Origin of the sequence: Pseudomonas sp. RGM 3321, assembly GCF_022836805.1 — a bacterium.
GTDB lineage: Bacteria > Pseudomonadota > Gammaproteobacteria > Pseudomonadales > Pseudomonadaceae > Aquipseudomonas.
The window spans coordinates 250,387-263,114 of record NZ_JALHBH010000120.1; the positions used below are offsets into that span (position 1 = coordinate 250,387).

Genomic DNA, 12,728 nt, shown 5'->3' on the forward strand with positions numbered 1-12,728 from the left:
CGACGGTCAAGCTTGCCGTTTGCCGTCAACGGCAGTGAGGCCAGACGCGTGAACGCGCGCGGCACCATGTAACCCGGCAGTCGTGCTCGCATTGCGGGGGTCAGTGCGTCGGTGTCGACGGCAGACGTTTCAGTGAACCAGGCCAGCAGGTGCAAGTCGCGAACCAGTACCACCGCATCCTTGACACCCTCCAGGCTGGCCAGCATCGCCTCGATTTCTCCCAGCTCGATGCGCATGCCACGAATCTTCACCTGATCATCGTTGCGCCCCAGGTAATCCAGGGTCCCGTTGGCGTTCCAGCGCACCAGATCACCGCTGCGGTACATACGCGCTTGTTCGACATTGCTGAACGGGTCGGCGACAAACCGCTCTTCGGTCAATTGCGGCTGGTTCAGGTAGCCGCGCGCAACGCCTGCACCACCGATGTATAGCTCACCGGGAACGCCCACGGGCATCGCTTGCAACTGCTCATCGAGCACGTAAACCCGCGTGTTGGCGATGGGACCGCCGATGTGCAGCGAGCCATTGGCCAGTACCTGGCCCGAGGTGGCGACTACCGTTGTTTCGGTCGGACCATAATTGTTGACCACGGCATAACGGCGGTTATGAACGAATTGACGAAGGCGGTCACCGCCGATCAGCAGAGTGCGCAGGGTCGGGTGTTCTTCGTCCTGGCTGAAGGCGTACTCAGCCACTGGAGTCGGAAGGAAGCTGACGTCCAGCGGCTGGGCACGCCACCAGTTCAACATCGCTTGAATGTCCTCCCCGCTGTCCTGAACCGGGGCCAGGTGCAGGGTTGCGCCAGCGCACAGGGTCGGCCAGACCTCCCAGGCCATTGCATCGAAGCCGAAGCCAGCGAGGCTGGACGTATGACTGCCCGCCTTCACGTCGAACGCATCGCAATGCCAGTCAACCAGATTGGCCAGCGTACGATGCTCCACCATCACGCCCTTCGGCTGACCGGTGGAGCCCGACGTGTAGATCACGTAAACCAGATTGTCACTGCTCAGCCCCGCTACCTGCGGATTGTTGTCAGCCCCCTGGCTGTCTGCGCATTGGTCCAGCTCGATCAGCGGCATTGCCATCGGTGGCAGACGGTCGATCAGCGTTGATAGCGTCAACACCACCACCGGCGCACTGTCGCTGAGCAAGTAATGCAGACGTTCGCGTGGGTGTGACGGGTCGATGGGCACATAGGCAGCGCCCGCCTTGAGGACCGCCAACAGCCCGACCAGGGTCTCCAGGCTACGGCGGGAAACGATGGCAACGCGGTCGTCAGGCCGCACGCCCTGGTAGATGAGGCGCTGGGCCAGCACATTGGCCTGCCGGTTGAGTTGCGCGTAGGTCAGGTGTTGCCCCTGATAAACCGCTGCCACCGCATACGGGCGGGTCCGTGCCTGTTGCTCGATGCGTCGATGAATCAATTGCTCGTCGGCAGCAGTTTTTTCAGTCTGGTTCCAGGCCTGTATCTGCAATTGCTCGGCTGGCGCTGAAATGTGGAAGTCTTGAAGCTTGAGCGTCGGGCTTTCAAGGCCCTGCTTCAGTATGTGCAGCAGACGTCCGGCGATGGCCTGGGCCTCGGTATCTTCGATCCAGGCACGATGGTGGACCAGATGCAGCGCCGCATCGTCGTTGTAGCTGTTGGTGCGCAAGTGGATGGCCAGCGGCGTCGCCTCATAGCCATTGGAGACTTTTACCGTGTGTGCCTCAGCCTCGCCGTAGCAGTAACCGTGGTCTTCCAGCTCGTAGGACACCGAGACTTCGAACAACTGCGCGCGCTCCTCGCGGGATAACTCCAGGCTACGATTGAGCTCGCTCAGGGGAAAACGTTGATGACGGAAGTCACGTTTCAGCGCATCACGTACCTCGACCACCAGAGCACCGAAGTCCAGCCCGTCGGTGAAGGCCATGCGCACCGCACTGACCTGGGCGAAGTGGCCAAGGGTGGCCTTGAAGCGCGCGCCGTTGCGGTTGAGTAACGGCAAGCCCACAATCCATTCTTCGCGTTGCGCCGTACGCGTGAAATAGACATGCAGAACCGCCAGCAACACATGAAACGCCGAAGCATTGTGGCGCTCGGCAAATTGCCTCATACGCGCATGCAACGCCTGGGGAAGTGCCTGCACCCAGGCATGGGACGGCGCCGGATCTGTCGCTCGGCGGTTGTGATAGCGCGATACCAGCAACGGTTCCGGCAGGTTACGGTATTTTTCCAGCCAATAGGCCTTGTCCAGCGAATAGCGCTTCGACGCATGGTACTGCGCATCGTCAGCAATGAAGGCGCGGTAGCCCGGCGCACTGAGTTCAAGGCGTTCACCTGCTATCAATGCGCTGTAAAGCTCGCCAAGGGACTTGAACAACTGGCCGAAGCCCCAACCGTCAAGAATCAGATGGTGGGCCTGGCCCACCAGCCAGTGCTGATCGTGGGCAAGACGGATCAGGCGGAAATCGAGCAACGGGCTGCCATCCAGTGCGTATGGACGCCGCATGTGGTCATTGACCAGCGCTCGTGCTGCACGGGTCGGCTCGGGGTGATCACTGAAGTCATGTAACGGAAGGGTCAACGGCATGACAGCAGCGTATGACTGAAGCGGCAAGCCATCCGCCCCTGCTCCCGGCATCAGCACTGTTCGCAGGCTTTCGTGAGCGGCAACCAGCTGCTCCAGCGCTCGATGCAGATTCGGCGGGTCAACCGGCCCGGTCAGTTGCAGGTAGCCGCCGATGTTGTAAAGCGGAGAATCGCCACGGCTGATCTGGTCAAGCCAGATATCACGCTGAGCAGCGGTCAGAGGGAAAGTTTCAGCGGCTGGGGCAAACATGGCTCAAGGTCCTTCTTGACAGATAGGCCGCGGATTAAGCACTGCCGACTTGCCTATGTATGGCCCCTTAAACCCGGACAGACCCCGGCGACTGGCTTATAGCCACTCTTCATCGCTCATACATGTTTGGCAGGTTGAAAATCTGTCCCCGTTTTCCGTTACAGACGCACGACAAAAGCTTTGGCTGAATACCAAAGACCCAGTCCAGTCATCAGGCTTGTCAGTTATTGCAATCAGTAGTTACCGCGCAGCAGTCGACCAAGGTCCTTTTTGCGCGGTCGGAATCAGGAAAGCTCAAGATGAACACGGCGCAACATTTCGAATACAGCGATGATCCACGCTTCTATCTGCAATTGGCTCAACTGGTTTCCAGTACCGGTGCCGCCACATTTTCCGAGCAGATGTGGCAATTGGTGGATGCGCTGGTGCCTATTCACGGGCTTGACCTCAGTGAATGGACACTGGACATGCGTCAGAGCAGTATCAGTCGCATCAATCTGCTCGGCAGCGCCGGCCTGCAGCGCGATCCTCCGAGCCCCGAAACAACTGACCATCCTCTGCTATCAAGCATTCTGGACATGCAGGCACCGTTGCTGGTCCAGCTCAAAACCCCGCTTGACGCGCAACGCCCGCAGCAAAACACTCACCAGTGCAATCTCGTTTCCAGCAGCGGTGACCGTCGACGGATCATCTGCGTTTATCGGTTGACTTCCCTGCGCGCGTTTTCCCTGACCGAGCTTTCATTACTCAAGAGCCTCTCCGACACACTGTTGCCGCTGGTCGAGCATCATGCGCAAATTATTGCCCAGGCAGGTCATCGCAAGCCCCGTATCGAGCAGGAACCCGGTTCTCTGGATCAAGCATTCAGTGGCAGGCTGGCGCAGGATTCGGTCACGCTGTCGGCACGCGAGCAGGAAGTGTGTCTGGGCTTGCTGACCGGTGGCACTGTGGCTGAAATGGCGCAGCGCCTGAAGGTGAAAAACAGCTCGGTGGAAACCTACCTCAAGCGCGCCACCGCCAAACTCGGCGTCAGCGGCCGGCACGGTCTGGCACGCTGGATGGCAGGCGGCTGATACTGCCTGACGCAATACAGAGGCATCATACGAATGCGGAAAAGGGCCTTTTCCGGCCCTTTCCCCTGCGCTGACCCGATCTCAATCAAGTCGGAAGGCAATCACACTGTCACCCAGTGTCGTACCAAGCGATCCGTGGCCGCCAGCCGCAATGATCACGTATTGTTTGCCATCACTGCCGGTATAGGTCGAAGGCGTCGCTTGCCCTCCAGCCGGCAACTCATGCTCCCAGAGCACGTCTCCGTTATTCACATCGTAAGCGCGAAAGAAGTTATCCGCTGTCGCCCCATGGAATACCAGACCGCCTGCGGTAACCAGCGGACCACCATGGGCAACCATGCCCATCGGAAAACCGACTGGAAAACGCTCCTGCATGAAGCCGGTCTTGAGGTTTTTGGTGGTGCCAACCCGGCGTGTCCATTCGGTTTTTCCGGTGGCCAGATCAACCTCTGCCAGGGTTCCCCATGGTGGCGCGGTGCAGGGAATGCCAAGGCTGGAGGCGAACCTTGAGATGCGGATGGCGTAGTCACCGTGGAAGTTTTCGTTCCAGTACGGCTTGCCTTCCTGAGTGAACAGACGCTTCTGCGCAGCCTGATCAGGTCGCTTGATCAGGTTGTAGATGTAAGCAAGGCGCACCGGTGTTGCAATCAACAATTGGCGGTCAGGATCAACCGCCACCGAGCCCCAGTTGAACACACCGATGTTGCCGGGATAGATCAGCGAGCCCGCCTCCGTGGCAGGTGTCCAGGGATTGCCGTCATAACGAAGTGAGTTGTAGGTAATCCGGCAGGCCATCTGATCGAAAGGCGTAATGCCCCACATGGACTTCTCGGTCAACGCCGGGGGGATGAAGTTAAGCCTTGAGACCGGCTGGGTCGCCGCGAAACGCTCGCCCGCAACCCCGCCTTCGGTGCGAACGCTGACCTGGTCAACAGGCACTATCGGCTTGCCGGTCAGGCGGTTGAGCACGAAGATATTCCCGACTTTGGTCGGCAGCAGCAACGCAGGCTGCCTGTTGCCTTCTTTTCCCACGGCAAGCAGTGACGGCTGTGAAGGGTTGTCGCGATCCCACAGGTCATTGTTCGACGACTGAAACTTCCAGCGTAGCGCACCTGTTTTCAAGTCCAGCGCCACCAGTGCATCGCGAAACTTCTCGGTATTGCTTCCGGGGTCACGTCGGGTGCCGGTTTCGTCGGGCGAGGCATTGCCGAAGGGAACGTACACGAGACCGTTTTCAACATCGGCGCTCAGGGTTGCCCAGGCAACAGGTGTGTCTTGCGGATAGTTCTGGTCGGCCGCTATTGGCTGGGTAGTGTCCGGGTTTTGCGGATCGAAGTTCCACACCAACTGGCCAGTCATGACGTTATAGGCGCGGATGACGCCGGACGGGTTGCCGTCGTCGTAGCCGTTATCCATCACCGAACTGCCAATCACGATCAATTCGCCTGCAATCAGTGGCGCAGAGGTCTGCATCAGCGCGTGTGGACGAATCTCGCCCATGTTGACGCTCAAGTCGATCCCGCCACCGTTGCCGAAATCGCCGCACAATTTACCGGTGCCTGCATCAAGCGCGAGCAGCCTGGCATCTGCGGTGGCGGTAATAATGCGTTTTGCGCATTGAGCGGGCTGTGGCACCTGGCCAGTCGAGCTGGATGCAGCGGAATAATAGCTGACGCCCCGGCAGGTCTGATGTTGCTGCAGGTAAGAGCGTTTTTTCTCAGGCGTGTATTTCCAGGCCAGTTCCCCGGTCTGTGGGTTCAACGCGTGCACTTCGTTATGCGGCGTACATATATACACCCGGTCGTTGATCTTCAGCGGCGTCGCTTCAAAGGTGTACTCGCCCGCATCCTTGCCTGCGTCACGCAGGTCGCCGGTGTGGTACTCCCAGGCTACCGACAGATTGCCGACGTTCTTCGGGGTGATCTGATCAAGGCTGGAAAAACGCTGACCGGCAGTGGTCCCGCCATACGCCGCCCAGTCCTTGCCTGCCGACTCGGCGCTACGGGTGGGCGTTGCATTACTGATCAGCTCTTGAAGCGGGTACGGATCATGAAACATCAGCGCAACCACGATCACCAGCATCAACCCCAGCGTGCTGCCAAGGAAGGGATGAAAACGGTGGTTATCGAAGCTCGAACCAGCCTGATAAAGCGGCCGCACCACCCAGGGCAGCGCCAGCCAGAGGCCGATCAGCGCAAACAGGTCACCGCGCGGGATCCATTGCCACTTGTCAAAGCCGACTTCGTAGATGATCCAGATCAGAATCCCCCACATGAGCAATGCGTACAGGGTTAGCGCCGATTTCTTTTTCAGAAAGATCAGGGTTGCCGTGGCCAGCAAGACCAGAGCAATGATCGAGTAGGCGGGAGAGCCCCCGGCAACGACCAGTTGCGCCCCCATGAACAGCAGAATAAAACTCAGTATCGCGATCACGATACCTGTCAATTTCAGAATCATCGTCCTTGCCCTTTCTTGTTATGACCTTGCGCTGTACAGGTTTTTCGACGCCATGCCATCCTGCGTGTCGGTTTAGTTTTTGCGCGTCGCGTCATCCAGCGCAAGGATGGTATGGGCGTTAGTGACAGTGGTCGCCAGGGTATTGATCACACCTGAGCGCAATGCACCCAGCGTGGCGGCTGCTTTGGTATTTTCGCTGGCGATGGCCACTACATCCGGGATACGAAACAGCTCTTGCACGGTCAGGCCGATAACCCTGCCCTGAATGGCATTGACTGCCGGCTGGCCGTGAATATCGATGAAATCATAGCCCATCATGTCGCCCACAGTACCGGACAATCTGGCCTGGGCAATCTCCTGCGGGGAAAACCAGCCCATACGCACCATGTTGCTGTTTTCGCTCATGTCACCGATACCAATCAGCGCCATGTCTGCGCGGCGGGCACGGTCCAGTGTGGAGCGCACAGTGTCATTGCTGATCAGAATGCTGCGCAGCTCGGGGTTGGCCACCAGGGCAGGCGCGTACAGGCTTTCACTTTCGCCACCGAAGCGCAGCGCCAGACGGCGGCAGATATGATCGGGATTCATGTATTCGCCAGCCTTGAGCGAACCGCCAATGGCGCAGACAAATGTGCAGTTGCGCGTGACCGGCAAAAACACGTTATCCGCCACTGCGCCGACATTGCGGCCCATGCCCACGGCTACGATCATTCCATCGCTCAGGGTTTTGTTCAGGTAGTTGGCAACCAGGCTGGCGACCGCCGAGCGTTGGGTGTCGGGGTCGCTGTGGTCGACTGCAATCAGCGCCCTGTCCAGCTGAAAGCGCTCTACCAGCGCCAGCTCCAGCTCGTTGTTCATTGCCGGGTGCTGCAGCACGCGCACTTCGACAATACCTTCATCGCGTGCGCGCTTGAGCAGTCGGCTGACTTTTGCGCGCGACAGGTCAAAGCGTTTGGCGATGGCTTCCTGAGTGACGTTCTCAAGGTAATAGAGCATCGCGACTTCAGTCATCAGATCGATGTCGCTGGCCATGCGCTGGGTACTGTCACTCATGTGGACGAGCTTCCGTTTCGACGTCAAAGGCGCATTCTCCCTACTCCCGCCCTGTGCCGTCTACTCACTATTGATGCCCGTCACGCTCTATCGCGTTAATACGCTCGACCTTGGCGCCGGAGCGAGCCGCCTCGAACTCCGACTCCAGAAACGATTTAACGATGCTTTTCGCCAGTTCCGCACCGATCACTCGTGCACCCACGGAAAGAATTTGCGCATCGTTGCTCTTGCGTGCGCGCTCTGCCGAGTAAGTGTCGTGAGCCTGAGCTGCACGAATGCCAAGGACCTTGTTGGCAGAGATGGCCATACCTATTCCAGTACCACAGACCAGCACGCCAAGCCGCTGCTGGCCAGCATTGATCGCCGTGGCGACCGCCAGAGCAATGTCCGGATAGAGCACTGGCGCAGTGGAATGAGTACCGAAGTCAGTCACCGGATAACCCAGTGACTCGATATGGCGCTTCAACAGTTCCTTGAGTTCATAACCCGCTTCATCACATCCGATAGCCACCGGGAAAGGTGTGTTCATGGCATCAGGCTCCGCTGCCGAGTTCTTATTGTCTGACCAAATGTTCAATCGATGAAATTCCGATCAGTCATTTCTCAGGCATTAACGACGTACTGTCAAGCGGCTTTTTTGCATGAATACTGAGAAAAAGCTCTAATTTACGATAGGAGGCGCCAAAAATCGATGCTCCAAAACTTTTATATGAAAGAGATTGACTGATCAGAATTTCATTTGATACACATATGCTCACTGAGCAACGCATCAGTGCATCTAATAAGAATTCACAGCACGAGGACACGCCAATGGCTACGCCATTACTGCTCCAGGCTGAAAATGTCACCAAGGCTTACGCCGGTATCCCCGCCCTGCGTGACGGGCGTCTGTCATTGCGAGCCGGTAGCGTGCATGCCCTGTGTGGCGGCAATGGCGCGGGCAAGTCCACCTTCCTGAGTATTTTGATGGGCATCACCCAGCGCGATGCCGGGACCATTCTGCTCAACGGCGAACCGGTGCAGTTCAGCCGTCCTGGCGACGCCCTCGCAGCCGGAATCGCAATGATCACCCAGGAACTGGAGCCGATCCCCTTCATGACCGTCGCCGAGAACATCTGGCTGGGCCGCGAACCACGCCGGGCCGGGTGCATCGTCGACAGCAAGGAACTGAATCGGCGCACCCGCGAGCTGCTGGAAGAACTTGAGTTCGATGTCGACGCCACCAGCCCCATGCACTTGCTGAGTGTGGCGCAGATACAGCTGGTGGAGATTGCCAAGGCATTCAGTCACGACTGTGAAGTGATGATCATGGACGAGCCCACCTCGGCGATTGGCGAGCGCGAAGCGCAAACCCTGTTCAAGGCCATTCGCCGACTGGCTGCCCGAGGCGCAGGCATCATCTATGTCTCTCACCGCCTCAGCGAGCTGGCGCAGATTGCCGACGACTACAGCATCTTTCGCGATGGCGCTTTCGTCGAAAGCGGACGCATGGCTGATATCGACCGGGCACACCTGGTGCGCGGTATCGTGGGCCAGGAGTTGCAGCGCATCGACCACAAGGTCGGTCGTGAATGCGCCGCCGAGTGCTGCCTGAATGTCGAGAGCCTGAGCCGCAACGGCGAATTCGAAGACATCAGCCTGCACGTGCGTCACGGTGAAATTCTCGGCATCTACGGGCTGATGGGCTCGGGTCGCAGTGAGTTTCTCAACTGCCTGTACGGCCTGACCATTCCCGACTCGGGCAGCGTCACCCTGCAAGGCAAACCCATGCCGGTCGGCCTGCCCAAGGCAACCATCCGCGCAGGCGTTTCACTGGTCACCGAAGACCGTAAGGACAGCGGCCTGGTACTCAGTGGCAGCATCCTTTCCAACATCGCCTTGTCGGCTTACAGACAGCTGTCGAACTGGTCGCTGATCAATGCGCGCAAAGAGCACAAGCTGGCCGAAGACATGGTCAGACGCCTGCAGATCAAGACCGCATCACTGGACCTGCCCGTTGCGTCGATGAGCGGCGGCAACCAGCAGAAAGTGGTCCTCGCCAAATGCCTTTCGACCGAGCCGGTCTGCCTGCTCTGCGACGAGCCGACCCGAGGCATTGACGAGGGCGCCAAACAGGAAATCTATCACCTGCTGGATCAGTTCGTACGCGCTGGCGGGGCGGCCATCGTGGTTTCGTCGGAAGCACCGGAACTGTTGCGCCTGAGTGACCGAATCGCTGTGTTCAAGGGTGGCAGGCTGGTGACCATCAGCAGCGATGCCGATCTTTCCCAGGAAGTCCTGCTGAGTCTTGCCTCATGAATGCCAAAACCATTATTGCCCCTGCCACCACTGCGCCACGCAGCCGCCTGCGTTTGTCCGTTGATCGCTTTGGCCTGCCGCTGGTGTTCATTCTGCTGTGCCTGTTGATGGCCTTTGCCAGCGAATATTTCATGACTTGGCGCAACTGGATGGACATCCTGCGCCAGACCTCGATCAACGGCATTCTCGCGGTCGGCATGACCTACGTCATCCTGACCAAGGGAATCGACCTTTCCGTCGGCTCTATTCTGGCGTTCGCCGGGCTGTGCAGCGCACTGGTGGCGACGCAGGGTTACGGCCTTCTGGCTGCGGTCAGCGCGGGTATGTTCGCCGGGGCCATGCTCGGCGTGGTCAACGGCTTCATGGTTGCCAACCTTTCAATCCCGCCGTTTGTGGCCACCCTTGGCATGCTCAGTATCGCCCGTGGCATGACCTTCATCCTCAATGACGGCAGCCCGGTGACGGACCTGCCCGAAGAGTATCTGGCGCTGGGCATCGGCAGGGTCGGACCGATTGGCGTGCCCATCATCATCTTTGCCGTAGTCGCGCTGATTTTCTGGATGGTCCTGCGCTACACCACTTATGGCCGCTATGTGTACGCCGTCGGCGGCAACGAAAAGAGCGCGCGTACCTCCGGGATCGGTGTGCGCAAGGTGATGTTTTCGGTGTACGTGGTTTCCGGGCTGCTGGCGGGACTGGCTGGCGTGGTGCTATCCGCCAGAACCACCTCCGCCCTGCCCCAGGCCGGTATGTCTTATGAGCTGGACGCCATCGCCGCGGTGGTCATCGGCGGCACCAGCCTGTCGGGAGGCACCGGCAGCATCGTCGGCACACTGTTCGGCGCATTACTGATCGGGGTGATCAACAACGGCCTGAACCTGCTCGGCGTGTCCTCCTATTACCAGCAGGTCGCCAAGGGCCTGATTATCGTGTTCGCGGTGTTGATTGACGTGTGGCGCAAGAAAAAACGCTAGGCCTTTTCCTCTGTATGAACGACTGACTACAACAATAAAGAGGTTCTCATCATGAAATTCGGTACATCCCTGGCCGCTGTTGCGGCGCTCTCCCTGCTCGCCAGCAGCATCACCCTGGCCGCCGATGGTAAAACCTACAAAATCGGCGCGGCGGTATACGGCCTCAAGGGGCAGTTCATGCAGAACTGGGTGCGTGAGCTCAAGGAGCATCCGGCGGTCAAGGACGGCACCGTGAAGATCACCGTATTCGACGGCAACTACGACGCACTGACCCAGAACAACCAGATCGAAACCATGATCACCCAGCACTACGATGCGATCATTTTTGTGCCCATCGACACCAAGGCAGGCGTCGGCACCGTGGCAAGGGCGATGGAGAACGACATTCCGGTGATCGCTTCCAACACCCGGGTTGCCGGCAACAAAGTGCCTTACGTCGGCAACGACGATGTCGAGGGCGGTCGCCTCCAGGCGCAGGCCATGGTCGACAAGCTCAAAGGCAAAGGCAATGTGGTGATCATTCAGGGGCCGATTGGCCAGTCGGCACAGATTGATCGGGAAAAGGGCGAGCTGGAAGTCCTGAGCACACACCCGGACATGAGGATCATTGAGAAGAAAACCGCCAACTGGTCACGTGCCGAAGCCCAGACGCTTACCGAAGACTGGCTCAACGCGCATCAGAACGGAGGTATCTCCGGGATCATCTCGCAGAACGACGACATGGCCCTCGGGGCCCTGCAAGCGGTGAAATCCCGCAACCTGAAACCTACGGACGTGCCGATTACCTCCATCGACGGCATGCCTGATGCCATTCAGGCAGCGAAGAAAAATGAAATCACCACCTTCCTGCAAGACGCCCAGGCGCAATCCCAGGGCGCACTCGATGTCGCCCTGCGCGCCCTGGCCGGGAAAGACTACAAGCCGCAGTCGGTGATCTGGCAGCGCTACGCCAAGGACATCAAATGGGGCGACGGCACGGACAAGAACTACATCCTTCCCTGGGTGCCGGTCACCGACGCCAACGCCGATGCGCTTTATCAACAGGTCAGCGGCGGCAAGTAACCGGTCTGAGATTCCCGCTTCTGCCCGAAGGGCGTGGGAGCGAACCGGGCGACGCTTCGCTTGTTCGCGAAGACAGTATTTCAAACGACGCATTTTCGGCGTTCATACCGGCCTCTTCGTGAACAAGTTCGCTCCCACGGCCTTCGGCCAGAATCAAAAGCTGACGTGTTTGAGTCTTTAAAAAAACAGCGCTACAGGAGTCATTTTCATGTCTGAATTCTGGAACAAGGCCTTCGATCTCAATGGCCGTTGCGCGGTCATCACTGGCGGGGCCGCAGGGATTGGTCTTGCCTGTGCCCGCCTGCTGGTCGAGCGAGGCGCGCGGGTCGCACTTCTGGACCGGGACCTGGCAGTGGTCGATGTGGCTGCCAGCCTTGGCAGCGGGAACATCGGCATCACAGTCGATCTGCGCAGGATCGATCAGGTCAACAGCACCATCGACACCGTGTTCGAGCACTTCAAGCGCATCGACTATCTGGTCAACAGCGCCGGTGTTGCCGTGCTGGACAAGGCTGTCGATGTCAGCGAAGACGCTTGGGACACCACTCTGGATATCAATCTGAAAGCCAGCTTCTTCGTGGCGCAGGCCTGCGCCCGACACATGCTCACCCAAGGCAGCGGGCGCATCGTCAACCTCGCCTCGCAGGCCGCCGTAATCGGCCTGGACCGGCACGTCGCCTACTGCGCAAGCAAGGCCGCCGTGGTCGGCATGACCAAAGTACTGGCCATGGAGTGGGCACCGCACATCAACGTCAATGCCATCTCGCCCACCATCGTCGAGACCGCGCTGGGCAAAAAAGCCTGGGCGGGCGAACTCGGAGAACGGGCCAAATCACAGATCCCGGCAGGCCGCTTCGCCCAGCCGGAGGAAATAGCCGGGCTGGCCCTGTACCTGCTCAGCGATGCCGCCAGCATGATCACCGGCGAAAACGTGGTGATCGACGGCGGCTACAGCATCCAGTAATTCACTTTTCTGTTGCGAGGTTTATCGT

9 protein-coding genes (1 of these 9 running past the window's edge) are annotated in these 12,728 nt (G+C 58.9%); 5 read left to right on the top strand and 4 right to left on the bottom strand.

Annotation, left to right across the window (positions count from 1 at the left end; translation table 11 throughout):
• Nucleotides 1–2,819: the 5' end (the start) of a non-ribosomal peptide synthetase gene (locus RGM3321_RS24720; protein WP_244395222.1), read on the bottom strand. Its footprint begins 6,679 nt before the window's first position; the window shows 2,819 of its 9,498 coding nt (coding positions 1–2,819); its start codon is at nucleotides 2,817–2,819; the stop codon falls past the left edge of the window.
• A 299-nt stretch (nucleotides 2,820–3,118) separates the two neighbouring features.
• Between RGM3321_RS24720 and RGM3321_RS24725 the strand changes: the two genes are divergently transcribed.
• Nucleotides 3,119–3,892, top strand: coding sequence for a helix-turn-helix transcriptional regulator (locus tag RGM3321_RS24725; protein ID WP_244395223.1), 774 nt, complete (start codon nucleotides 3,119–3,121; stop codon nucleotides 3,890–3,892).
• An 81-nt stretch (nucleotides 3,893–3,973) separates the two neighbouring features.
• Here RGM3321_RS24725 and RGM3321_RS24730 read toward each other — a convergent pair whose 3' ends face one another.
• The 3 genes from RGM3321_RS24730 to rpiB form a co-directional block, all read right to left on the bottom strand.
• Nucleotides 3,974–6,349, bottom strand: coding sequence for a membrane-bound PQQ-dependent dehydrogenase, glucose/quinate/shikimate family (locus RGM3321_RS24730; protein WP_244395224.1), 2,376 nt, complete (start codon nucleotides 6,347–6,349; stop codon nucleotides 3,974–3,976).
• Between the two features lie 72 nt (nucleotides 6,350–6,421).
• The gene (locus RGM3321_RS24735; RefSeq protein WP_004662175.1) at nucleotides 6,422–7,402 is read right to left on the bottom strand and encodes a sugar-binding transcriptional regulator; all 981 of its coding nucleotides are present in this window, start codon (nucleotides 7,400–7,402) and stop codon (nucleotides 6,422–6,424) included.
• A gap of 67 nt (nucleotides 7,403–7,469) precedes the next feature.
• Complete coding sequence (gene rpiB / locus RGM3321_RS24740; RefSeq protein ID WP_004667607.1) at nucleotides 7,470–7,931, bottom strand: ribose 5-phosphate isomerase B; 462 nt, start codon at nucleotides 7,929–7,931, stop codon at nucleotides 7,470–7,472.
• 281 nt (nucleotides 7,932–8,212) lie between these two features.
• Between rpiB and RGM3321_RS24745 the strand changes: the two genes are divergently transcribed.
• The 4 genes from RGM3321_RS24745 to RGM3321_RS24760 all read left to right on the top strand — a co-directional run bounded on the left by RGM3321_RS24745 (nucleotide 8,213) and on the right by RGM3321_RS24760 (nucleotide 12,700).
• Nucleotides 8,213–9,700, top strand: a complete 1,488-nt coding sequence (locus RGM3321_RS24745; protein ID WP_244395225.1) for a sugar ABC transporter ATP-binding protein — start codon at nucleotides 8,213–8,215, stop codon at nucleotides 9,698–9,700.
• Nucleotides 9,697–10,674: an ABC transporter permease gene (locus tag RGM3321_RS24750; protein WP_244395226.1), complete on the top strand. Its 978-nt coding sequence runs from the start codon at nucleotides 9,697–9,699 to the stop codon at nucleotides 10,672–10,674. Before RGM3321_RS24745 ends, RGM3321_RS24750 begins: the two co-directional genes overlap by 4 nt.
• 51 nt (nucleotides 10,675–10,725) lie before the next feature.
• Complete coding sequence (locus RGM3321_RS24755; RefSeq protein ID WP_244395227.1) at nucleotides 10,726–11,736, top strand: substrate-binding domain-containing protein; 1,011 nt, start codon at nucleotides 10,726–10,728, stop codon at nucleotides 11,734–11,736.
• Between the two features lie 208 nt (nucleotides 11,737–11,944).
• The gene (locus RGM3321_RS24760; protein WP_244395228.1) at nucleotides 11,945–12,700 is read left to right on the top strand and encodes an SDR family oxidoreductase; all 756 of its coding nucleotides are present in this window, start codon (nucleotides 11,945–11,947) and stop codon (nucleotides 12,698–12,700) included.
• Nucleotides 12,701–12,728 lie beyond the last annotated feature (28 nt).

Bases quoted from the DNA above. Each gene is read 5' to 3' on its own strand.
- RGM3321_RS24730 (WP_244395224.1), bottom strand. From the start codon at position 6,349: ATGATTCTGAAATTGACAGGTATCGTGATCGCGATACTGAGTTTTATT.
- RGM3321_RS24750 (WP_244395226.1), top strand. From the start codon at position 9,697: ATGAATGCCAAAACCATTATTGCCCCTGCCACCACTGCGCCACGCAGC.
- RGM3321_RS24745 (WP_244395225.1), top strand. From the start codon at position 8,213: ATGGCTACGCCATTACTGCTCCAGGCTGAAAATGTCACCAAGGCTTAC.
- RGM3321_RS24755 (WP_244395227.1), top strand. From the start codon at position 10,726: ATGAAATTCGGTACATCCCTGGCCGCTGTTGCGGCGCTCTCCCTGCTC.
- RGM3321_RS24760 (WP_244395228.1), top strand. From the start codon at position 11,945: ATGTCTGAATTCTGGAACAAGGCCTTCGATCTCAATGGCCGTTGCGCG.
- RGM3321_RS24735 (WP_004662175.1), bottom strand. From the start codon at position 7,402: ATGAGTGACAGTACCCAGCGCATGGCCAGCGACATCGATCTGATGACT.
- RGM3321_RS24725 (WP_244395223.1), top strand. From the start codon at position 3,119: ATGAACACGGCGCAACATTTCGAATACAGCGATGATCCACGCTTCTAT.
- rpiB (WP_004667607.1), bottom strand. From the start codon at position 7,931: ATGAACACACCTTTCCCGGTGGCTATCGGATGTGATGAAGCGGGTTAT.